Annotated in this window: 13 protein-coding genes; all 13 read right to left on the minus strand. The window is 42.2% G+C overall.

Features of this window, described 5'->3' with window-relative positions; translation table 11 throughout:
• Window positions 1–95: 95 nt before the first annotated feature.
• On the minus strand, window positions 96–470 hold the full coding sequence (locus PGQ33_RS15385; protein WP_001129922.1) for a TnpV protein: 375 nt from the start codon (window positions 468–470) through the stop codon (window positions 96–98).
• A complete protein-coding gene (locus PGQ33_RS15390; protein ID WP_270206011.1) occupies window positions 451–2766 on the minus strand; it encodes a hypothetical protein in 2316 nt (771 codons plus the stop codon). Before PGQ33_RS15390 ends, PGQ33_RS15385 begins: the two co-directional genes overlap by 20 nt.
• Entirely contained in the window at window positions 2763–4079 is a 1317-nt protein-coding gene (locus PGQ33_RS15395) for an HsdM family class I SAM-dependent methyltransferase (RefSeq protein ID WP_270206012.1), read from the minus strand. The genes PGQ33_RS15390 and PGQ33_RS15395 overlap by 4 nt, the downstream gene beginning before the upstream one ends.
• 127 nt (window positions 4080–4206) lie before the next feature.
• Window positions 4207–4944, minus strand: coding sequence for an ATP-binding protein (locus tag PGQ33_RS15400; protein WP_270206013.1), 738 nt, complete (start codon window positions 4942–4944; stop codon window positions 4207–4209).
• Complete coding sequence (locus PGQ33_RS15405) at window positions 4931–6547, minus strand: Mu transposase domain-containing protein (protein ID WP_270206014.1); 1617 nt, start codon at window positions 6545–6547, stop codon at window positions 4931–4933. Before PGQ33_RS15405 ends, PGQ33_RS15400 begins: the two co-directional genes overlap by 14 nt.
• A gap of 101 nt (window positions 6548–6648) precedes the next feature.
• Window positions 6649–7143, minus strand: a complete 495-nt coding sequence (locus PGQ33_RS15410; RefSeq protein ID WP_270206015.1) for a type I restriction-modification system subunit M N-terminal domain-containing protein — start codon at window positions 7141–7143, stop codon at window positions 6649–6651.
• A 24-nt stretch (window positions 7144–7167) separates the two neighbouring features.
• The gene (locus PGQ33_RS15415) at window positions 7168–7383 is read right to left on the minus strand and encodes a helix-turn-helix domain-containing protein (protein ID WP_028086451.1); all 216 of its coding nucleotides are present in this window, start codon (window positions 7381–7383) and stop codon (window positions 7168–7170) included.
• Between the two features lie 300 nt (window positions 7384–7683).
• Window positions 7684–10434: a YodL domain-containing protein gene (locus PGQ33_RS15420; protein ID WP_114002931.1), complete on the minus strand. Its 2751-nt coding sequence runs from the start codon at window positions 10432–10434 to the stop codon at window positions 7684–7686.
• 81 nt (window positions 10435–10515) lie between these two features.
• A complete protein-coding gene (locus tag PGQ33_RS15425; RefSeq protein WP_118440695.1) occupies window positions 10516–17847 on the minus strand; it encodes a DEAD/DEAH box helicase family protein in 7332 nt (2443 codons plus the stop codon).
• 3 nt (window positions 17848–17850) lie between these two features.
• The gene (locus PGQ33_RS15430) at window positions 17851–18159 is read right to left on the minus strand and encodes a hypothetical protein (RefSeq protein ID WP_026648905.1); all 309 of its coding nucleotides are present in this window, start codon (window positions 18157–18159) and stop codon (window positions 17851–17853) included.
• A gap of 73 nt (window positions 18160–18232) precedes the next feature.
• On the minus strand, window positions 18233–19333 hold the full coding sequence (locus tag PGQ33_RS15435; RefSeq protein WP_026648906.1) for a DUF5688 family protein: 1101 nt from the start codon (window positions 19331–19333) through the stop codon (window positions 18233–18235).
• Between the two features lie 6 nt (window positions 19334–19339).
• Entirely contained in the window at window positions 19340–19480 is a 141-nt protein-coding gene (locus tag PGQ33_RS15440; RefSeq protein WP_164651566.1) for a hypothetical protein, read from the minus strand.
• Window positions 19481–19552: 72 nt separating this feature from the next.
• The coding region (locus PGQ33_RS15445) for a SpaA isopeptide-forming pilin-related protein (protein ID WP_270206016.1) at window positions 19553–25252 on the minus strand (5700 nt) is incomplete at its 5' end.

The raw sequence follows: 25252 nt of genomic DNA on the forward strand, positions 1-25252 counted from the left end.
CTGAATCTAATTATATTCCTTAACCCTTTATTTGTCAAGCTGACAAACTAAAGCAGAAAAAGCGGCAGGATTTCCCCCTGCCACTAATCATCTGTTTATGCAAAAATAATTTCCTTTTCCACAATCTCCCTCGCACAAGCCCTTATGTTATTGAGGCATCCTGTCCATTCTAAGGCGTTTTCTGCCTTTAGCTGTTCCGTTATGCCCTGTGCCTGTTTCATACCCTCTATGAGCCTTTCAAAGCGTTCCTGTGCCTGTCTGTTGATGTCGGCAAGGTAGGCGTTTAGCCTGCCGCTTGTAAGAAGATTGGTGTATGTAACTTTACGGTACTGTTTTAGATAATCTAAATGCCGTTGCCCCCAGATGCCTATTGCCTGTTCTTCTTCGGCGGGTACAGTTAAGCACGGTATCAAATAATCCCCTTGCCTTTCGTATTTGCCGCCCAGTTCCTCAAATAATGATTTTGCCATTGTCTGTTACCTCCACATTCTTTTTTATTTTGAATGTCCGCAAAATCCGTCCTACATCTATGGGATTACTTGGAAGATTCCAGTGCATAATCACACGACAATAATTATGAAAATCCAATCCTTCCTGTCCGATTGATGTTGTGGCGAGCACAAATGGACGCATTGGTGAGTTAAAGGCATTTCTGATATTTTCTTTACGCATGACTACCTTGGAATTATCTCCTGCATCCTTTGTAAATCCAACTGCATAACTCGACCTTATTCGACATCCATCACTCTTCCTGTCAGCTCCGTTAATACGTTTTTTGAAATCAGGATAAGTATCAGCGATATAGGTGGCTGTATGTATCTTCAATGAATCCATCATCATGTCATGCACAATCTGATACTGATTTCCATCCGACTGAAAACCTGCTGTTTCTTTCAGCATATGGATATATTCATCAATCATTGCCTGAAAACAGCCATCTTTACAGTATTTAAGTACATTCTGCCAATGGGAATTATCATCCCTGCATCTGCCATAAGCAAGATCAATGATAGCTGTTGACTCCGGCAAATTGAAATTATTGACAAATACCTTTGCAAGCGATGTTGCTCTGGCTGTGCTTCTTCCATTAGAACGATAAATGCATATTGCTGGCGAACCCAGTACCATATTTACCAATGTTTCCAGAAGATCCTCCGGCTTTCTTCCAAGATGAATCTCCTCCGGGGCATCCAAATAACTTCTTAGCTTATCAATATGAGCAATAAAGCCCTTATTTCTCTTATCCTTTGAACTGCTTCTGACCTCAGATGTTGTATCCTCTTCGTCTGTATTCATTTCCCACACAATATCCTCTATCCAATGCTTTGCATAGATGACTCCATCCATGAGCATCGGTGCAAGATAATACCACCTGGCATCTTCCTTATTGTTACCCGAATCACCATACTTTTCTTCGATTATCGCAAGCTTCTCTTTCAGTTTCAGCCGTACAGATTTCTCTATTACTTCTAATGATTCATGATTATTCAATGACTCAATCGGTAAATACATATCAGAAAGTGTCTTTGAAGGATAAAGCAATGCAAACAGGCTCATGCCTCTTACTTCTCCATTTGAAACATTAAACCTGAGCCTTGCCACCGGGTATCGTCTCGAACCATCCGCAAAATACCCCGTATTCTTCTTATCCTGATTCTTTATCTGATGTACCAGTTTTCCAACTGTAAGTCTTTCCGCCTCATAGGAAACAAGCGCACCTATCATTCGTGGAACCATCTCCCATGCAGAAAATACAAGTATTTTTGAAAAGCCTTTGCTGTTTTTATATGCTCCCTGCATCTCATAATATGGCAGTGATGGAGGAATCCACAGATATTTTTCTGCACCGCCGGTAAATGCTTTTTCTTTCAGTGCCTCAAGCCTTGCATTGGTTTTCGGCAGTTCATCATATTTATTGATTTTATTGCGATTCAGCCACAAGAGACATTGTTCTCTTTCACTTCCAAATTCATCTGGATGTTTTATATAATATTTTTCAATCTGCTCTTTAATCTTATATTTCTTCATAAAGGACATAAGATACGGACAGCTCTTTGCATAATCTACCGGTAAAGAATGATTTGAATCCGTTTTTGACAACAATCGTGACATCTGTATATAGGAGTTTATGTCATTTTCATCTATTTGCAAATGATGCTTCACGCTGCTGTCATCCGTATAATCACCGGAATCCATGACAGATATACGCTCTGTCCTGCTGACTCCCTGATACATGGCATTTTCTGCCAGCTCCTTCATACGGATAATTGCACTGTCCCCTGCCTTCAACTCACTTAGAGCATGGGAATAATTCTTCCACACTTCCTTAAATTTAATGTCTTTGACTTCATCATCAAAAAGAAAGTTCATAACCTGAAAAAACTCTGCATAATGCTCATCAAGCTGATTTTCATCTATCTCTTCAAGGGTAGAATACAATTTATATGGTGTAGCCGACAACAGAAGTACCCTTGTATCATCCTGTTTTTCAACCTCAAGCACTTCATATGACATTGACCAAGCATAAATCAAATCTCCCTTTTCACAATACTTATCAGGCTCCAATTCTAAACTTGACGAATACCAAACTGGATTTGAAAATAAATTGCCCACCCTCAAAATTCTATAAGTTCCATCTTCTTCGAATTCATTATCCTTAAATGCACGTCCATTTATAAGTGTAAATCTATATTTCTGTTTACAACAATTCCAATCTTTTGGTATCTCTCCAATCCATTCTACTCCGCTATCTCTCATCTCTCTCATAGGTCAAATACCTCCTCAAGACTTCCAGATAATTCTATCTCTAAATCCATAATCTCTGTCATGATTTCTGCAGATGGTCTTGGTGCTTCATACTTGTAGAAATATCTTGTAAACGGAATCTCATATCCCACCTTTGATTTTTTCTCATCAATCCATGCATCTGGTGCAAATGGCAATACTTCCCTCTCAAAATATTCTTTGATATCCTCTTTCAAAGGTACATTTTCTGTATCTCGAAGATTTTTATCGGGCTGTTTTTTACCTTTTTTTAGAACAAGATTTCCCTCGTCATCACGGAGCGGTCTTTCTACTGTTATCTTTGTATAACCAAAATCCTCGTTATCGTAAATCTGGCTGATTTCACTCGCTTTAAAATCACCATATATCTTTGTAATCTCAGCGATATCCTCCTCAGATATATCATTTCGCTTATTTCCCAATGCTTTTCTTCTCTTCACAAACATCTCATTGGCATTGATAAGCTGTACTTTCCCCTCTCTGACTGTACCTGCCTTTTTATTTGACAATACCCAGATATAGGTTGCAATTCCTGTGTTGTAGAAAATATCATTCGGTAAAGCAATGATTGCCTCAAGCAAATCATTTTCAAGGATATGTCTTCTGATTTCAGAAGGTCCGCTTCCTGCATCTCCTGTAAAGAGTGGTGAACCATTATGAATGATTGCAATTCTACTTCCACCCTTATCAATATCTTTCATTTTTGATATTGCTGTCATAAGGAAAAGCATCTGTCCATCGCTTGCAGCCGGAAGTCCTGCTCCAAATCTTCCTCCAAAGCCAAGCTTAGCCTCTTCCTCTACTTTTGCCTTTTCATTCTTCCATTCACGTCCAAACGGCGGATTTGAAAGGATATAGTCAAAGGTACTGCCTGCAAACTGGTCATCCGATAATGTGTTTCCGTCCTTGATATAATCAGCATTGTTACCCTTAATCAGCATATCAGCCTTACAGATTGCAAATGTCTGGTCATTGATTTCCTGACCGAACGATACAAGCTCTGTAGATGCATTCAGACTATGTAAATATTCCTCTGCTACAGAAAGCATACCTCCGGTTCCACAGGCAGGATCATAAATTGTCTTTGCCACATTATTGCCAGAAAGGATGTCATTATCATCATAGAAGAGAATATTAACCATAAGTTGGATAACTTCTCTTGGAGTGTAATGCTGTCCTGCATCTTCATTATGAGACTCAGAGAATCTTCTTATAATTTCTTCAAAAATATATCCCATTTCAAGGTTAGAGATTTCATTCGGATGAAGATTTCCTCTGTCTGTGCATACGGCCACTTTCCGCGGCCAGCAGGGCCGCATTTCCCGGACAGTCTGGGCCATATTAAACGGACAGCCCAGTAGATCAGCAGAGAGGACGTTTGTCCACTCTGCCAATCAGTATAGTTTGTAGGTGTCTTAAGTCCTATGCCTTCTCAATAAGTACAGTAAAGCCGGTGGTAAGCCTGCGACGAATTCCATCAAGCTTTCCGTAACATTCCGGTTCATAACTCAGTGTATTACCCCATTCATCAGGGGAGTACTGACAACTGAAAAGGGTAGATGTTCCGAGATCATCCCGAAGTTTCAGGAGATGATAGAGGATTTTGATCCCCTCTTCGGAGTACCGGCTTATGGAGAAATCATCAATGAACAGTAACTGTATCCGGGCATAATACTTGATCCTCTTACGATACTTGTTAAGATCTTCCTGGCGATTCAGGACGATCAGTTCATCCAGCAGATCACTATAATCCACAAACTTACAGCGATAGTTCCTACGGCATGCCTCCACACAACATGCGGAAAGAAAATAGGACTTTCCTGCACCGGTTATGCCATAGATTCCGACATTCTGTCTATTCTCAGCGAAGTGGAATTGCAAGATCTGTTGCACCGTAGCATCATTATAGATTCGTCCATTCCCAGTCTTGAGGTTCTCGACTTGAGCCCCTTTATTGATCAGGCTGCTGAGCCTCAGATTCGTTTCGAATCGATTGTTGAGTGTTTCTATGTATTGTGGTTCCAGAACCTCACGAATGAACTGCATTGCGGTATAATTGCAGAGTTCCGGGCTTTTAGAGAGTTCCATAAAGCGCTGAGCTGCCACCGGAAGGGAAAGGGTGTCCAGCATTTCGTAGATATCTGCATTAGGATTCTTCATTGCCAGCCTCCGTTTCCTGACGTTTCAACAGGTTCTTAAGGGAATACTTGCTGTCGTCATCTTTGTATGTGCCGGATATACTCGATGAAGGAGACTCCTTACTTTTATTCTGAGAGGGAGTGTCTTTCGGTGGCTCCTTGTGGTAGGTGGAGATGGTATTACAGATATAGGAATAGTTACATTTCCCTGCTAAGACGGCATCTTTACAGCAGCTTTCCAATGTCTCTGGATTGTATTTCTCAGCATAGCGCAGAATACCAAAACAACTGCGAAATGACTGCACTGGATAAGCGTATTTACGGATCACCGCATCGATTAAAGCACGTGTGCTTGGACCGATAGCAGATGCTTTCTGCTGAAAATAAGGAACATTCCAATAGCCGTAGTCTTTGTACTCTGCAGGCATATCGGTTGGAATGATTACCCAATCCTTTGGTGTATAGCTTCGATTATGAGTTCGGATGTAATCGCCGTGCTTGTTGTAAACATAGATTTCCTTTTCTCCGGCCCGAATCTCTAGTTCCTGTCGCAGATATTTGCGTGGCATGCTATAATGGACTTTGTCGAAGGTGAAGGAGAAATCTTGTGCTACTTTAACGGTCTTCCGTTCCAGGTATTCGAATCGACTGGATGGAAGAGGCAGAAGAGTCTCCTTCTCTTCTGTTGCAAAGAGATCGTACCGGGAATAGGTAAGCCCTTCAAAGGGCTTGCGGTTCTCAGCAGCAACCTTTTCCATCAAGACGCGATTTAAGTCGTCCAGGGAGTAAAAGATCATATCCTCCATATCCACAAGGATGTGCATGGTAACGATCTTCACGTGGCCTTCTACAACCGGCTTCCAACGAGGTGATTTGACCTTTGCAGGCGTCAGAACCGTATCATTATGCTCTGCCCATGCCTGGAAATCTTTATTCAGAACAGGACTGATCCAATCCTTGTTTTTCGCAACCGCTACTTTGCAATTGTCTGGGGTAATAGTTGGCGTTACTCCTCCAAAATAGGCAAGAGCATTGTTGTTAACCCGGATCCAGTTTTTGATGTCACACTCGGTCATCCCTTCAGCGTAAAAGTAATCGCTGTAAGTAAGAGCTGCAATAAAAATGGTGACTTTCGTGGTTTCTTCCGGATTTCGGCGATTATGCAGATACAGCTGTTTCCCTGCATAGTCCAGCTCAAGGTTTACGCCAGGGTAACGCTGGATATGAAATGTCAGCTGTTTTGAATCTGCCCATTCGCTATAACGCCTGCAATACTGACGGTAGCTCATAGGCTTTTTCCCGTCTACAATGCCAATGGCATTGTATTTTTGCCAAAGATGCTTCAGAGTCTCTCCCTTGCGTGCGAGAGCTTTGTATACGGCTTCTTTGTTAAAATCTCGATAAAGAAGCTTGTCGGCTGGTACACCGGACTTCTTGTAGAGCAAGCCCTCAATGTACTCATTGGTAACATCCTCAGAAAGAGGATATGTGAGTTCCGGGCATGCGTCAAAACGCTTTAGAAACTCATTGACAGATGTTTTGCCGCAATCGCCACAGCTTTCGGCAATCTCACGGCAACTAAGACGGTTCACGAAGCGGAGCCTTAGCACTTTTTTGTAATCCATAGTTGGACCTCCAGATATAATATTTCTCCGTTTTTACAGGAGATATTTCTATTATATCTGGAGATTTTTGGCCGGTTAATATGTCCTCGGCTGTCCGCTGATTATGTCTTTAGGTGTCCGCCGAATATGGCACAAATGTCCGTTTCGGCCGGCAATCTGCAGTCTGTTGTATATTCCTTTAAAACAATATACAGAATCCCCTTATTTGCCATCGTTGTGATGTGTCCATCAAACTTAAATTTTTCCAGAATATCCCGCACATTTGCTGAAAATTTATTCAGATACTCTCTAAAATTCTCCTCAATGTGGTCAGGATCATCCATAAGTCTTTCAAATGTATATTTACTTGTATTGTAAAAATCCTTTTTTGAAGCCTTACGAAGTAAAATATCTTTCATTGGAAGATTCTTTACTTCATCGTATTTCTGTAATACCGCATCCTTCGTATCTGAGAGAATACAGTCAAAACGTCTGATTACTGTAAGTGGTAATATAACATCTCCATATTCATGTGGTTTATATACACCGGTAAGCTTATCTGCTATTGCCCATATTAGGTCTGCTTTCTGATCTATTTTTGCACTTCTCGTAGCCATTTACATTTTCCTCCATAAGGTAATTTACTTTTCTTTGTTATCTGGTACATAGTCAATCAAATCTCCAAAGTTACAATCCAACTCTTTGCAGATTTTTTCCAAAACAGATAGTTTCACCGACTCGCAGTTTGTCATCTTTGCTATTGTACTGGAGCTAAGACCAGTCTTGGCACACAAATCTCCTTTTTTCATTCCGTGGTCAATTAACTGTTTCCATAATCCATTATAACTAATTGCCATCCTCTTTTCCTCCGTTTAATGTGCAATCAATATCAAAATTATTTTATCACACAAAAAACTCCTTGTACAATTCGCATTTACAAATATCACATATCTTTTTTCAAATATTGAATATCTTTTTTAATTTATTCACAAACCTTTTGAATTTATCTGCTACAGATACTCTTTTCCTAATTGGTGTGGTTAGAAGAAAAACATCTCCAATCTGCTTTCATTATAACGTTCAATCCATATTTACGCATTAAAAAAGGATGCAGGGATTGACTCCCTACATCCTTCATTAGAATTATAATATTATACTTATCTCACACCCCGATCAGCCCCTCTCTCCGGCTTATCTTTTCCCTGCTTTTCTTGAATAATCCTCTTATTAATCTCAAGCCGTTCATGAATGGATAATTTCTTATCTTTTCCAACTACCGCCTGCTTCTGTTGTACCTGTTTCCTATCTGCTTTTCCTGCATCCTTGACCACTGCATTCGCTTCGGTACTTGTTCCCCGCTCATCTGCTCTTCCTTCATTTCTTTCCGTTATCTGCTGTTCTCGTCTCTCTTTCACACCTTTTTCTTCCAGATTGCAAAAGCTCTGCAGATACGGAAGCACATGATTCTGCATGTCTGTCAGATCTTCCATATATTTTTGGAACTCTTCACTTCCTTTACCTTTCTGGTAATTGATCCAATACTCATCTGTAAGCTTCATTTCATTATCATACTTCAACTGACTCACAATACCGCCATGTCCATTTCCAATATCTATTGACTTCTTGAAATGATGCAGCATCTGTTCACCTTTTTCCGCATAATATACAGTCACATATATCTTTGTGATTTTTGTAGGTTCCTCTGTCTTCGAATCACGTTTTGCATACCATTCTTTATCCATTTCTGCTGTTTTTGCATCCAGCTCGGATAACTTCTGACATCTTGGATTCATGAGAGCACTTTCTTCACAATAGTTTACATACACCATTGGTTCCAGATTCTTTGGAAACTCCGGCTCATAGACTTTCAGTCTTTCAATCAATACACCTGCACGCACAGACTGGTCACATTCTTCGTCTACAATATCCTTCAGATAAGAAATATAAGAATGTGTATTGCCACTCTGCAAATCCAACATCACCTCTTGTACCGTATTTTCTCCCGTCTCCACATTATCTCGATACTCATACGGATCAAAAGCTTCTGCAATCTCATCCAATGCCTCTGCCAACTGTTCTGTGGTCATCTTCTCTGGATACATTGCTTCCCGAACATCCCGCATTGGTACATACTTATAGTCCGGCAATGCATCATGAATTTTCTCAATCCCTTCCCGTATCAGTGCAAGTTCTCCATAAAATCGAACATCGTCCATCAGATTTCCAAGTACTGTATTTCCTTTTACGATTGCAAATTCAGCATCATCATAGTAACTGTCTTCCGGATCACGATAGATAATCCCCATACTGCATACTCGATAGGCATTCTCAGGATTCTCCCTATATTTTTCATAAACCGCAGCAATCTGATTAACATCGGTACTTTTTTCATAAGCTCCCATATCATGGAACTCATCACATTCTGCGGCAAAGTATTCCAGATACGGTTCTTTCTTCGGTGGCATATTATTGAGGACATTATCAATCATGTTATAATTTGCCTCTTCCAGTTCTTCTACCTTTGCCAATGGCTTATATTCGCCCTGGCTTTTCTGAATCTCTGCCATTACAACCTCATCCATTTCTTCTACCTTTTTCATCAACTGATCATAATCCCCACGGATGCGTTCTCCAGTCCATCCTTCGTCTTCCAAAAGTTCCTCTGCCGCTTCTTCAATAGAAATTTCACCATTTTCATAGACGCCACCATCCATCAGGCGGAAATCTTCATCGTAAAAGGAATAATCATATCCTCCTTCTGTTCTCTGAATAGCAAAGTAACGTTCTCCTACCTCATATGCCAGTTCACTAAGAACCTGTTCTTCCAGATTCAGGAAAGAATCTAGCTGTTCAAAACTGATACTGTCTACAAAATGAGCGGTTACCTTTCCCCCCTCATTCAGAACTACGATATCACTGACAGACAGGGAATGTCCTCGAAAGTCTTCTGGTCTGTCGATGTTGAATCGTTCAAATATATCATCTAGCGACATATTTCCAAATAATTCTCCCACATAGACCAGTTCATAGTCTTCTTTTTTAATCTGCATCCCGTGACTTTCAATGAAGCTCATATTCATAAACGCATAGTTTTCACCTGGCAAACCATCTCTTATTTGATAAATACCGAATGTTCGTCTTGTCCCTAATAGCAGATTTGCCTCTTTCAAAGACTGAATCTGCGGATATTTCTGCATCTCCCATTCCAAATTGCGGAATCGTTCCAGTTCTTCTGTAGACATCTGATAATGCTCCGGACCTCGTTCAATCTCCATTCGCTCTGTAACATAGATTGGTGATGAAAAATTGGTAATCAGATAGATATCTGCTCCGGCATCATATAATTTCAGAGCTTCTTCCTGTCCAATCACATTCATCGGCTCCTGAAATGCTCCAAAATCTTCATCTGCATAATCCAGATCCTGATCCCTTATCCGTTCCCACATCTGTGATTCCATGCCAAACAGCCCTTCATGTGCCTGTATCATTTCTTTACTTGCATACTCTCCCTTGCTGCCATCACTACCCAGGCAATAGATTTTAGAACCCATTCTGTGATAATCCAGGGCTGCTGCTTTTCTAAGCGGCACCATATCCTCTGCTGTATATCCATAATCCCGAAGTTCCAGCTTGCCTATGGTTGGATCTGGTAAGTCCTGAATATCCATTTGGGCATCATCCAGAAGTTCCTCTACTCTATCTTCATCTGACCGATTGACTGCATCTGCCAGATTTCTTACCAGCGTCCTTACTTTCTCTTCTTCGCCAACCAGATTTGCATATTCAAAAATCTGTTCTTTTACGTCCGCTGGAATTGCTATTCCCATGTGTTCTGCACGGTCTATTTGTTCCTGTGTATATTCCTGCATTTTCTGCGTTTCTATTCCTGTTATCATGTTTCTCGCCATATAAGTTCCTCCTGTATTCCCAAAAGTGGCATAACCGGCAGAACATTCTTTCTACCAAATTATGCCATCTTTCCTGTTTTCTTATTCCAGACCGAAGTCCCTTTTTCTATCTTCCCTGCCATTCTCGCTTTCCCGCTGGCTTTTTTCTTTATAAATCTGCAATTTCTCATGGATAGAACCACGTGCCGGTCGTTCTTCTTTCTCTTTCGATTCTGACTGCTCTGCTTCTGTGTCTTCCCGTTCATCCATATTAAGAAGGGCATTTAGTTCTGACAGTCGCTCCAGTTTCTGGTTCAGTTCCTCTTCTTTTGTGAATGGCTTTCCAACTTCCTCTTTGGCATTTGTAAGCTGCTCCTGTACCGTTTCCAATCGTTGCTCCGCTTCTGCCAGTTTCTCCGGATAGCTTTCCAGAAGATTATTGATACGGGTGATATTTCCCAGGGCATCTGCTCCCAAATGAACTTTCGATACCGATTCATGCTTCACAGACAGGATAAACTCCTTACTCCAGCTGTCGAACTGGATTCTCATGTTGAATCCCTGATAGTTTCCGATATCCATTGCTGCATCGACTGCTTTCATGTCCTTGCAGACTGCCAGTAGTGCCGCTCCTGCTTCTTTCTTTTCTGTAAATACTTTGCCGCTGATCTCCATGGAAAACTGTTCTGGATCTGTGATTTTATGCTCCTGATAATGGGCAATATCCGCTTTGTAGCTATCAATAGTCTCGGTCAATTTTGCAATCTGCTGTGGAAAATTTCTTGCAATATCATCTTCCAGACGGTACTGGTTATTCATGTGATTGGCTTTTAAAAGTTTCAGTTTTGCCACATCCACGTCCAGTGCCATCTTTTCTTTTACTGCCGGATTTCCAGTTGCCAGTGCCTTAACCTCTGCATAGGACAGTGCCGCTTCGTCCACATCTTCGCAGCTTCTGACCGGTGCTTTGCTCGTCATAATCTGGGAGATGAACTTCTGTTTATTTTCGATCAACTGCCACATGTAGCTGTCGAAGGTGGATTCTGTCACATACCGAAAGATATGAACCTTTTTATTGTGATTTCCCTGCCGGATGATACGTCCTTCCCTCTGCTCCAGATCAGACGGTTTCCAGCCAATATCCAGATGATGCAGAGCAATCAGACGATCCTGCACGTTGGTACCGGCACCCATCTTTGCTGTTGAACCAATCAAAAAACGAACCTGCCCAGATTTTACTTTTCCAAACAGCTCCGTCTTCTTTGCTTCGGTATTTGCATCATGAATGAATGCAATTTCTTTTTCCGGTACACCTTTCGCCATCAGCTTCTGTTTCAAGTCATCGTAAACATTGAAACTGCCATCGCCTTTCGGTGTGCTCAAGTCACAAAAAATGATCTGCGCCGATTTCTGTACAACTGTATCTTTCCAGATTTCATAGCTTTTTTCTGCACAGACCGACACTTTACTGCCCGGATCGTCTGGCAATAGTTCATTGACCAATCGCTGATCCAGTGCCAGTTTTCTTCCGTCATTGGTAATTTTCAGCATATTGTCTACACTAGCATCTACGCCACCGTTTCTTACCACTTCCGCACGCTCTCCTAGGCTTGCTACGATTTCTTTCTGCTGTTCTGTTGGTTTCAATACTACAGTTTCGTATTCCGCTTCCGGTACTGGAAGATTCAACTGATCCGAAGTCTTGATATCTGCAATCTCCTTGAACATATTCATCAGTTCCGGGATATTATAGAATCTGGCGAATCTGGATTTTGCTCGGTATCCGGTTCCTTCCGGTGCAAGTTCAATGCTGGTCACAACCTCTCCAAACGTGGATGCCCAGGAATCAAATAATCCCAAGCCCATATTCTGTAATTTGCTGTTCTGCAGATATCTCTGCATGACATAAAGTTCCGTCATGCTGTTGCTGATCGGTGTGCCCGTTGCAAAGGTAATGCCTTTTCCACCGGTAATCTCATCCAGATACTGACATTTATTAAACATATCTGCTGATTTCTGTGCTTCGTTCTGGGCAATTCCGGCTACATTTCTCATTTTTGTATAAAGGAACGCATTTTTATAACTGTGTGCCTCGTCTACATACAGATGATCCACTCCCAGTTCTTCAAAGGTAACTACATTATCCTTTTTCTCTTTCTGATTCAGCTTCTCCAGTCTTGTCATCAGCGTTTTTCTGGTCTTTTCAATCTGCTTTACCGTATAGCGGCCGCCATCCTGCTCATATCTTGCACTCTGGATTGCGATTTCCAGATCGTCAATCTGCTTCCGCAGCATGGCTTCCTGCCTCTCATCAGAGATTGGGATACGCTCAAACTGGGAATGACCGATGATAATCGCATCATAGTTTCCCATAGCGATTCTGGCACAGAACTTTTTCCGGTTCGCCGGTTCAAAATCTTTCTTGGTTGCCACCAGGATATTGGCTCCCGGATATAACTGCAGGAACTCGGCTCCCCACTGCTCTGTCAGATGGTTCGGCACGACAAATAGATTCTTTTGTGATAATCCCAGACGTTTGCTCTCCATTGCAGCCGCTACCATCTCGTAGGTCTTCCCAGCTCCTACTACATGAGCCAGAAGCACATTATCCCCGTAAAGCTGATGTGCGACAGCATTTTTCTGATGTGGGCGAAGTTCAATTTCCGGGTTCATTCCTGGGAAAGTCAGATGACTGCCATCGTATTCACGGGGACGGATACTGTTAAACCGTTCATTATAAACTCTTACCAGTCTTTCACGTCTCTGTTGATCTTTGAAAATCCAATCCTTAAATGCTGCTTTCATGGCATCCTGTTTCTGTGATGCCAGCATAGTTTCTTTTTTATTGAGGACACGAATCTCATCCCCATTTTCATTGACACTCTTATCATAGATACGAACATCTTTCAGATTCAGTGTATCTTCCAGAATCCGGTAAGCATTTGCCCTCTCGGTTCCATACGTTGCATAGGCAAACGCATTTCTTGGACTGTCTGCATTTTTCCCGGTAATCCGCCACTCACCATTCACCTCAGAATATTTTACCTGTATCTCCTTCTGTGCAAGATACCACGGAGTATGAAGCAGTTCCCTCATAAAGTCCTGATAATCCGATGGTTCAATCCAGGTTGCTCCAATCCTTACTTCGATTTCAGATGCTTCCAGTTCTCTTGGCTGAACTGCTTCCAATGCACGGACATTCGGTGTGAATTCCGGGTGATTCTCTGCAAAGGTTCTTGCTGTGTTTAACTTCTCCCTGACATTTCCAGATAAATACTCATCTCCACTCTCCCACTGGTCTGTCAGTGGGTTCTTAAATATAACTCCAACCAGTTCCTCCGTGATTTTTTCTTCTGTCTTTCCTGTCAGCTGTGCCATATAGGACAGATCCACCTTTGCTCTTTCATTCAATGATAATGCTAAGGCTTCTGTCGCAGTTTCCACACTGGTTACCGCCACTGCCTTTTTGATGGTTCGTTTCGTAAACATGTCTGCTTTTCGCTTCAATGTTCCATCTTCGTTCAGGTCTTCCAGAGAACACAACAGACAATAAGAAGCGTCATCAGAAAACGCCCGCTTGTTTGCATTACTTCCGATGACTCCATACTTTGCTGTGTAAGCATCATATACTTGATTCAATTTCTCCTGCTGTTTGTGAATTTCTTCATCTGTTACGGATTCTTCCATCTGCATGGCAATCAGTTCACGCACCGTGTCTCGGATCTCCACCATACCTTTTACACGTTCTGCAGTAGCGGCAGGCATCTTTACCTGATTCATCAGAGAGTTAACACGGTAATATACCTGATCATCTACAACCGCATAACTGTAATTACGAACATTCGGATCTGCCGGGATACTCTCTGGTACATCATCCAGTTCTGCATCCACATCAACTGCAGGTGCCATATTTCCATGAATATTCCTGACAGCTTCTGCAAGCTGGACTTCAAGATCAGCACCTTCTATCGGCATACAGGTTGTTTCCATACCATACGGACCGGATACCTCTTTCATCTCACCCAGAATCATTTCCGGATGGTCTGCAAAATACTGATTGACCGTAATTCCATTGGCATCACTTCCAAGATTCACCCACTCCGGCATCTCTTTTGTCATGCTGTCACGCTTCTGGAAGAATAAAATATCTGCACTGACTTCCGTTCCTGCATTTGCTTTGAATGCTGTGTTCGGCAGGCGGATGGCTCCAAGGAGATCGGCACGTTCTGCCAGATACTTTCGGACTTCCGGTGATGCTTTATCCATGGTTCCTTTTGTTGTGATCAAAGCTGCCACACCACCCGGACGCAACTGGTCGATTGTCTTTGCCAGAAAATAATCGTGAATCATAAAATTATAGCGGTCATATTGCCTGTCATTCACTTTATAAGCTCCAAATGGCACATTTCCGATTGCCACATCGAAGAAATCATTCGGATAATCTGTCTTCTCAAAACCTTTAATCTGGATATTGGCATCTGGGTAAAGCAGTTTTGCAATTCTACCGCTGATACTGTCCAGTTCCACACCATAGAGTTTTGACTGGTTCAGCTTCTCAGGAAGCATTCCAAAGAAGTTACCAACACCCATGGATGGCTCCAGGATATTTCCTTTTGTAAATCCCAGATTTTCCAACGCCTGATACATACTTTCAATCACGATTGGCTGTGTGTAATGGGCATTTAAGGTAGAAGCTCTGGCTGCTGCATATTCTTCCGGTGTAAGGACTGTCTTTAATTCCAGATATTCCGTCTCCCATGCGGATTTTGTTTCATCGAAAGCATCAGCAAGACCTCCCCAGCCTACATATCGGGATAAAATCTCCTGTTCGTCTGGTGTGGCATTGCGGTTTTCTTCCTCGCATTTCTTTAAAAGCTGGATTGCCATGATATTAGCACGGAACTTTTCCTTTGGTGTTCCCTGTCCCAGTTCATCATCTGTGATATGGAAGTTTGTTGCTGGAATATCAGACTGTTCTGGTGTTATATCTTCCTTTTTTTCTGCATCTTCTACTGCTTCCGGTTGTGTCTCAACTTCCGACGGTTCCTGATTTTCCTCTCGTATTTCCTGCTGATCAGAGCCTTCCTGCTCCACTTCCAAAGCCTGCTGAGCTCCTTCCAGATCCGCCTGTCTCTGTGCTTCCTGCCGTTCTTCATACTTTTCCAGTTCTTCCGGTGATAAGAAATCATCGGTGCGAATCAGCTGACGGACACGTTCTGCAACCTTATTCCACTTTAATAGAACTTCTACATCTGGACTGCCAATCTTCCCTTTCGCAAGTTTTAATCCTTTCGCATCATGGGAAGCATCGGATTCATACGCTCCCGGTATCCCAGGTGCTGCTCCACCTGTACCATACTCATTTTTCAGAAACTCAGCTGCATCCTTTATATCGTGATGTTCCATGAAATACTCATAGATCCGATTCCGTCCTCCGGCAGTGATCCCGCCTCTTCTAAGGACTGCATCTATCTCATCCTGTGTGATAAAGGAAAGGGCCGGACGTTCGACCGTAAATTTCTGGTCTACCCAGGAACGCTCCCTCTGGAGATCCTGAAAACGCTGGAAATATTCCGGATTATGCTGAATCTCCCACCTGCGATAATCTTCTGGATTCTCATCCATATCTTTCTGCAGCCATTCAAAGCGATGGGCAATTGCATCTGCTTCCGCTGAATCTGTCCAAGCTTCCCGCACGACATCCTGCCAATCCGAATATGATTGCTGCTCCTCCCGGTTTCTGCTGGTATCCCGAAAATGGAGTGCAAGAAGATTGGTCATTTCTTCCTGCTCCTGTTCAATGGCGTTATTGGAAATCAGATTATCCACGTAACTTCTATCCTCATACATATCCCGGATTCTGTCCGCCGCTTCTTCCCACGTAACCATGCGATCAAAGTTTCTTCTGGCGGAATCTCCCCGTCGGATACGGATACCATCATTGTCATACCAGATACTGATTTTCTGTCCATCTATGGTAAATCCTTTTCCACCTGTTTCATATTCCTCCTTCAGGAAGTTCTGCATTTCTTCATTATCCAGACCTTCAATCAGTCTTGCCGTAATATGAAACAGTGTATTTTTCTGTCCACTTCCCGTGCGGAGAATATCATCTACTACTTCATCAGAAATAAGAAAAGCGGCTGGCTGTTCTAATGCAGCTGCCGCTTTCCTTATTTCTCCTAACTGTTCCTCTTCTGTCGGGAACAGACTTAATTGTAAATAATCTCCTGAATTACCAGTTCCTCTGCCTGTGCTTTGATCTGGTTCATGTGTCTGGTCCATGCCATCCCGTCTGCCATTTTGTCCGGTGCCGGGTTTTTCTCCAGAAGTTCTGACATCAGGTTGTCTACTCTCTGCCTTGCCTGGCTGTCGATTTCCATCAGATGACTGTCCAGACGGTTCTGTAAGGTCAGAATGTTGAATCTGGCTACTTTGTGGTTTCTCAGATACTCTTTCCTCATCAATCCGTACTTCCCGATCGTTCCTCTCGTCTCCTCCAGACTGATATCCGGAATCTGGTACTCTCCATTCTGGCTGTAAGTGATCTCTCTCATGCTCTGTTTCCTCCTTATTTTCTCCTCTATCTTCTGTGTTCCTTGTTTTACTTTCACGAATTAACGTGTTAAATTCATTATAAGCTACTTCTTTTTCTTTTGCAACCGTTTTCAGATCTTTTTCCAAGTCATTCAACACATATCGTCCAATCTGCATCAATACCGGTCTGCTGATCTCATTCACAGAACTTCCAAGGTGTCCAATAACCTTTAACTGGTTAAAATCTGTAATATGACGAAAATCCTCTGCATCAAGATATTCCTGCACATCCAGTCCGCATCGGTTCAGTAACACATACCAGACACTGTTTGTCATCAGTTCCCGGAACTCCACTTTCTGATTCTGTTCATCCAGATCTTCCAGAAAAGTGCCGGCTACATCCATTTGCAGTTCGTCGAAAGCATCCGGCAACCAGGCCTGCACACTTTCTTCTGCCGCCTGGTGAAGAACCTCTGCTAATCCTCCCTCTGTTGCTTCCAGTGCCAGCCGCTCCTGCAGATAATCTGCCACCAGTTGTTCTCCTTCTGGATTAAGATTCCATAACTGCGGATCTCTGCCCAGATTTTTTACCTTATAAGTATCCTGCACATCAAAAACATATCGGAGTTTCGTTTTTGGTCCGGATGTGTTATCTATCAGGGCAATTCCTTTAGACCCCTTTTTAATCCATCGGTACATCTTCTGGTTCCAGATTTCCATGGATGCCACGGCTGTTGCTCCCGGACGCTGTGCATAGATCAAGAGCTGTTCCGGAAAAGTGTACCGGTACAGCCTGGATGCAGTATTTAGAAACCGCATCCATTCCTGCGGATTGGCAGCAACATCCTTTGCCACTTCCTCCGTCAGAAGTTCCATTGCATATAATTTATTTGCCATCTGTTACTCCCTTTCTTCTTCCCACTTTTCTTCTACAACATCGGCAATCCGTTCCATTGCCCTTGTCATAGAAGGAAAATTACTACTGTTACTTGCTTTTCCAATCTGATCAATAAGAAATTCCGGCATATCTGCAAGTGCTCCGGCAATCATAGCCTTTACCCGGATATCCTCCAGCATAAGAAGCTCTTTTACACCAAATTCTTCACCAAATACATCCTGATATCTCCGTAAGTCATCCAAAAGATATTCCGGTTTTAAATCTCTATCCATTTCCTTTCTTTTATCATCACCATATAAACACCAGTCCATATTCTTTTCTCCTCCATCTTCATAAAATTAGGGACTGCTCACACAGTCCCCTCAAAATCATCGTTATTTCTCGTTATAATACTGAGGCAAGGTCTTTCGCCCTATTCTTTGGGATTGTATCTGTCCCTTTTGCTTTGATCTCCGCCTTGGCTTTCTCCAGTTTTCCATGGATTCCACCTTTTGCTTCTGTTCTCCCAGTTGCTTTTTCTGCTGCTTTTTCTTTCTCCAGACGTGCTTCCCTGCGTTCGGCATTTTCCATAACTGCTGTCTTTCCATCACAGAACTGAACCTTATCCGAAAGCTGTTCCTGCCTCTCTACCTGCGTCTCATTGACTTCCTGTACCATGGCATTTAATTCCGGTACTTCAAACATTCCGTTATCAGGAAGAATCAGCACCTCATGAATTGAAGAGGGAAGAACAAAATAATCACTTCCCAGGCATTCACCGATCTGCTTACGAATATCTTCCTGCAGTAACAGTGATGCACCATTCATTTTTTGTGCATTTGAAAGACAGAACATTGGATTTTCCATTGCTTCAACATTCAGTTTTTCATTCAAAAGATTTTCTGCTTCTTCACCAAAAATCATGGATTTTATCATTTCATTCATGTCCATCAAAACAACACCACGATTTCTGTCTGCCGCCACTGCATCTGCCTGGATTTGTTCTGCTGTCACACCCCATTCATTCATAAGATTGACAGTAACCGGAATACTACCAATTCCTCCCTCGTTTTCTTCCACATTCACTGCGTAATATGCTGCAAAATCTCCATGTTCGGTAACAACTTTATCAGCCAGGCGTTCTTCATTCCATTCCCGGTCACAGATTCTCACCTGTAATTTGTCCTTCATTTTTTCATAATCCAAAATATCCGGAAGACCCATATTGATAAATGCCGCTTTGTCCTGCACTTCAATACGCATATCTGCCACATCACCCACACAGGAATCCAGATTTTTTCCATTGACATATTCCATATAAAGAGAATCCAGATATACCATCGGCACAGCTCTTTGATCACCCTGTGGAATTGAAATGCCAGTCAACCTTAATCCATTATTTTTTGCAACTTCTTCAATACGGATTTCTCCATTCTGATATGAATCCGGCAAATAGTCTTTTACATTATCTTTGACATATTCATAAAATTCTTTTCTGTTCATCATACGCTTTTACCCCTTTCTGATCATGTGATGGTTCATTCTTTTCCTGCTGACCATCTGCTCGGCTTTTTTCTGATAAGCCATCATTCTTTTTAAAGTTCTCTCCTGGTTCTTTCTTGCTTCCTGTCTCTTTTCCATTGTTTTCATCATATTTTTCTGTCCCTTTCTGTGAATTTTTGTATTTTAAAGGGAGCCCTGATTCAGGGCCCCCTTTACTGAGGATTACTGTTTTCTGATTTTCTTTCTGCTGATATAAAGTCCTGCCATGCCTCCGGTAGAGATAAGCAGAAGCAGAATCGGCAGCCAGATATTTGTGTTATCTCCTGTCTTCGGTGCATCTGATACCTTCGTCTCTTCATGGGACTGCGGCACATCTGGTGTGCTTGGTGTTTCCGGAACTTCCGGTTTCTCATTTGTCAGATTGAAAGTAACTTCTACAACCGGCGTACTGTCGTCTGCGTAGGCAAATGTCACTTCATGCTTGGTCTGATCCAGTGTGTATCCATCCAGTGTTTTTGTCTCCACCAGATAATACTTGATTGCTGTATCATATTTGCCGTTCTTGAATGCGGCAATCTCATACAGCTTACTCTCGGCATGACCGGCAGCATCTGTTTTTAAGGTTTCCAGGACCTTTCCTTTGCTGTCACGGAATTCAAATTCTACTCCTTTCAGCGGTTCCCCAGATGATTTATCTGTCTTATTGAGAATGACTTTTCCCTTGGCAGTATCATCTTTCATAACCACTTTCTGGATTTCTCCAGTATCCTTCACCTCAAATGTCACATCCGATGTCAAAAGATATCCTTTTGGTGCCTGTTCCTCTCGTAAGGTGTATCTACCAATTGGCAGTTTTTCAATATAGTGTGCCTCCTCTGTGGAAGTCCAGCTCTCTACTACCTGATCGTCCTTATCAAGAATCGTTAGTTTTGCACCAGGAATCTCTGTATCTCCTGTGATATCTGTCTTGCTGATCTGAACCTTGGTCACATCATCTTTCATCTCATGCTTCTGAATCTCAGCTGTATTCTCAACCGTAAAGGTAATGCTCTCTGCAGTAACATATCCGTCTGCCGGTTTTGTTTCCGTCATGGTATACTCATTACCTACAACAAGTTCTTTGATCACATGAGATTCTTCTGTAGAAGTCCATTCATCCACAACATTTCCATCTGCATCCGTCACTTTCAGGTGTGCACCTGGAAGTTCTTTGCCTGTGGTCAGGTCTGTTTTTGTCAGTTCCACTGTGGTCGGCTGATTTTCAAACGTAAAATCATAGCTTACTTCTGCCTGATCTTCTCCGGCATATTCAAAGGTAAACTCCTGCACTTCTTCCGTTGTCACAAATCCGTCCGGTGCACTGTTCTCTTTTACATAATATTTTCCATCTACTGGAAGATCTGCCGCAAAAGTGATCTGTCCTTTCTCATCGGTTGCTTTCTGCTCGATGAGGGAATCTTTCTCAAGCAACACATCTCCGTTTACATTTTTGATATCTTCACTGGTATAAAGGCCGAAGACGCCGCCTGCAAGAACACGGTCTGTATCTTTTTCTTTCTTCAGAACAGTAACCTTTACTTTCTGACGGGTATTCTGCCATTTTTCATCATAAGTGATTACCGGTGTGTCCTGATCACGGTAGGAAAGATCAACATATCTCGGTTCTCCATCCAATACATAGCCATGGGCAGTTTTAACTTCTTTCACATAGTATTTGCCTGCCGGGAGATTATCCATCTGTGCAATACCATTGGAATCTGTAGTAATAGTTCCTACTTTTTCATCTGCTTTGTAATAATCTTTGCTGACACCATCTGCCGCTTTGATATCTTCCGCAGCAAATACATCGAAAGTCACATCTGTAAGGCTTCCGGTTACATATTCGAAGAGATGCTCCACAGTGCCTTTTACATTGTCCAGAAGTGTCACTTTATCCAAAAATTCTCCATTTTTGTTGATGATTAAAAGTCCTGTCGGCACTTCATCTTTCATCTCTACCTTCTGAATCTCTGCGGTATCTTCCAGTGTGAACTTCACATCCGTTGCTTTCAGATATCCATACGGTGCGATTTCTTCACGAAGGGTATATTCCTCCCCAACGGTCAGTCGTTTAATCACATGTGGCTGGTCTTTTACAGAAGTCCACTGATCTACGACATTCCCCTCTCTATCAAGAACGGTGAGTTTTGCTCCATCCAGTTCCACACCTGTTGTCACATCTGATTTTGTAATTTCAACCGTTGTCGGCTGATTCTTCTTCACTGTTTTCAGTTTTACTGTCTTCACGTCCTGTCCCTGATAAGAAGCATCCAGATTCAGAACTTCATCGGAAGAAACGAATCCTGCCGGTGCCTTTAACTCTTTTACATAATACTGTCCGAGTGGCAGATCCAGCGTACAGGAAGCAATTCCATCTTTATCAGAAGTCATTTCCTGTAACAGGGTATCAGCGTTGACAATGACTTTGCCTTCTGCTTTGATATCATCTTTGTTATAAATGCCAAAGACTGCACCTTCTACCGTTGCTCCGTTTTCTGCATCCTGTTTTTCTACCTGGATTGCAACTTTCTGTCTGTCATCACCAACAGTCACTTCCTGTTCGATCACAGGTGTATCCTGATCTGCATAGACAAATGCTACATCCGATCTGTCATGGTTCAGAACAAATCCTTCCGGTGCTGTTTTTTCTACCACATAGTAAGAACCAAGCGGCAGGTTATCTGCAACTGCTTTTCCGTCTTCCCCGGTCGTTACCGTTGTTACCAGAGCATCTTTTGCATAAATCAGCTGTCTGTTTCCATTTTCATCTTTCTGATAATCCGGTGTGTAGATATTTTCCGCTGCATAGACGTTAAACTCTGCACCTTTCAGATATTTTTCTTCATAAACAAAATCCTTTTTGAATCCACTCAGCATCTCACCTTTTTTATAGATCGTCAGCTTTCCTTTTACCGGATGATTCTCGTAATCAACTGTGATAATGGCATCGCCGCTTTCTGAATCCATCTGATAAGCAGTGTTTGCATCAACAGCAATCTCCATATAATTCTTGTTGATTGTGTACCCTTCCGGTGCGTTGACTTCCTCAATCCGGTAATGTCCGATTTTCAGGTTCTTTGGCATGATCAGATAACCCTGACTGTCTGTAAAATAGGACTTGTGTGTGGTTGTCACAGGATAAGTAGTTACCTGCTCCACATATTTTTTGTTATCCAGGTCATATACCTTAAATTCTGTTCCTGCAATCAGGACTGATTTCTTTGTTTCATCGTCTTTTTTCACAATTTTCAATTTTGCCTTGAACTCTTTGTCCAGAAGCACACGCCAGATCTGTGGCTCATTCGGATGGTTCTCTGTGATATTCACTTCAAAATCATCGACTGGCTTGTAATTGTGTGGTGTTGTTGTTTCACGGACAATATAGCTTCCAAATGGTAATGGAATACTGCAGGCATAACCTTTTTCATCTGTAAAAATCTCAGTAGCTCCGTTTTCTCCACTCACTACTGGTTTAGCAGAATCAAAATCATAGCTTCCATCTGCTTTCTTTGTAAGGGAAGATTTCAGATAAACTGTAAATCCGGCTCCGGATAACAGATCTGCATCGGTCTTTCCATTGTTGGCTGCTTTGATAATCTGGAACGGCTGCTTGATCACCTGTTCACTGGAAATGCATTCTCTTTTTACTTCTGCAGTCATATCACCTTCATAACTACATTCAAGATCATGTTCTTCTGTATCTGCCAGGTATCCGGTCGGTGGTGTGATCTCCTTGACGTAATATTTGCCAAGATATAAGCCATCTACAGAAGCCTGTCCTTTTTCATCCGTTGTAAGAGAAGCCACCTGTTCCCCTGCTTTATAAATCACACCGGTTGCTCCATCCGGATGCACGATATCTTCACGGGCATATAATCCGTAGACTGCACCTTTCAGTGTTGCATCGCCCTGCGGAACGGCTTTTCCTGTTTCTTTATCAACTTTGAATAAATTGATTTTTGCTGTCACACGGTCATTGCTGAAGGTATGGGCGAAAGATACGGTTGCTTCTTTATCATTGGTGTAAGAGAACTTGAACGTATACACGTCTTCTGTATTTCTTACATAGCCTTCTGGTGCCTGGTCTTCTTTTACGGAATAGGAATGATTGATAGGCAGATCTGCTGTGAATTTTGCCTTTCCATCCTCACCGGTAGTGGCTTTCTCAATCAGGGTGCCTTTCTTTACAACAACTACACCATCTGCATTTTTGATATCGTCTGCCGCATACAGGGCGAAAATACCACCTTCCAGCGGTTTCTTTGTATCTTTATCCTGTTTTACTACAGTGACTTCTGCTTTCTGACGCTCATTGTTGAAGGTGACATCCGCAAATACAACTTCTTTATTCTGTCCGGCATAAGTCAGCGTCACTGTCTTTTCTTCGCCGCCATTATAGAAGTTGTCCGGTGCTTTTGCTTCTTTTACCACATAAGTTCCTAGATGGAGATTCTTCAGGGTAACAGAGCCATTCTCACCTGTTGTCAGATTTTCTTTCACCAGATCACCTTTGCTGTACACTTTTGTACCATACGCAGTCACAATATCTGCTCCGGCATACACGTTGTAAACAGCATTTTTTTGTCTGCGGTTCTCATAATGGAATACGGTTCCACTCTCACTGACTTCTGCTCCGGTAAGCACCTGACCTTCTTTATAAACAGTAAGCTCTGCAAGCTGCTCCTTATTTTCCACGGTTACAGCTGAGGTCTTACTTGCTACCAGTTTTACATGTGTTGCCGTTGCAGTTACTACATATCCATGTGGTGGTGTGATTTCTTTCAGATAAACGGTATCCTGTGTCTTGATAATCGTAACAGAGGATTTTCCATTCTTATCTGTTGCAGGCATCTGAGTGATCAGCTTTGTACAAGCCTCATCGCTGTAAACGCCAAATACTGCACCTGCAAGATTGACATTCGCTGTATCGTCTTTCTTTACGATTTCGATCGTAGCCTGTTCAATCCATGAGACCTTTAAGCTTACATATTTTTCATCAGCAACACCTTCTCCAAATACAAATGCCAGATCCTGAACACTTGCATTCGTAGTCAATTTATATGCTGAATAATCTTTTGTAATACTTCCCTTCATTTTTGCAGAAAAAGTATCACTTACATCTCTTGTCTGTGTCAGAGGAGCTGAGAGATAAAACGTGGTTCCTCCTCCAATTGTTACGCTTGCACCTGCCGCACTTACGGTTCCAGTAGATACATTATGGAGCTTTACTCCTTTTGGTAAGTCCATTGTGATTTTCTGCTGGGAAGATGCGTTGAACTTAATGTTCTCCGTTCTCTGAACATTTCTATCTACATAAGCTTTTACATCCGGCTTTGAAAATGACATCGCTACATCTGGTATTTCCGGCTTATTCACACAATAATTATAGAGTTCTTTTGCCAAAGCCTCTCCTGTAGCATTGGTTCCGTAAAATGCATCACTGCTTCCGTTGGCATATGATGCAGCCATGTGAATGATGATGAATCTTTTTCCTTCTGAAAAATCCGTGTGTTTATTCGCAAAAAAGCTTTCGCTCCCTGCGGCATCTGTGCCGTAATAACACACTTTTGCTAACGCCTGATTGTCTCCAATCTTTGTAATTGTATAATTTCCAGATCCAGGTCCTGGCTTAGCTGGCTGTACACAATACGCAATTGCTCTGACGTTTCCGTAGCTGATATAGTACGGCTCTGTCAGATAGGTTCCAAGATTATAATCTGCATATCTATACAGTGGTCCTTTTTCAATTGTTACCTGCTGTGTACTTCTTGCTGAATAAGCTGAAACTGCTTCAAATGTTGCAATCTCTCCCTCTTCCATAGCATCAAGATCCACACCTTCGTCTCCTGCCTGTTCCAAAACATCATGAAGCTCTAACCCTGA

This window comes from Coprococcus sp. AM100_B19A, from assembly GCF_027662015.1.
GTDB lineage: Bacteria > Bacillota > Clostridia > Lachnospirales > Lachnospiraceae > Allocoprococcus > Allocoprococcus comes.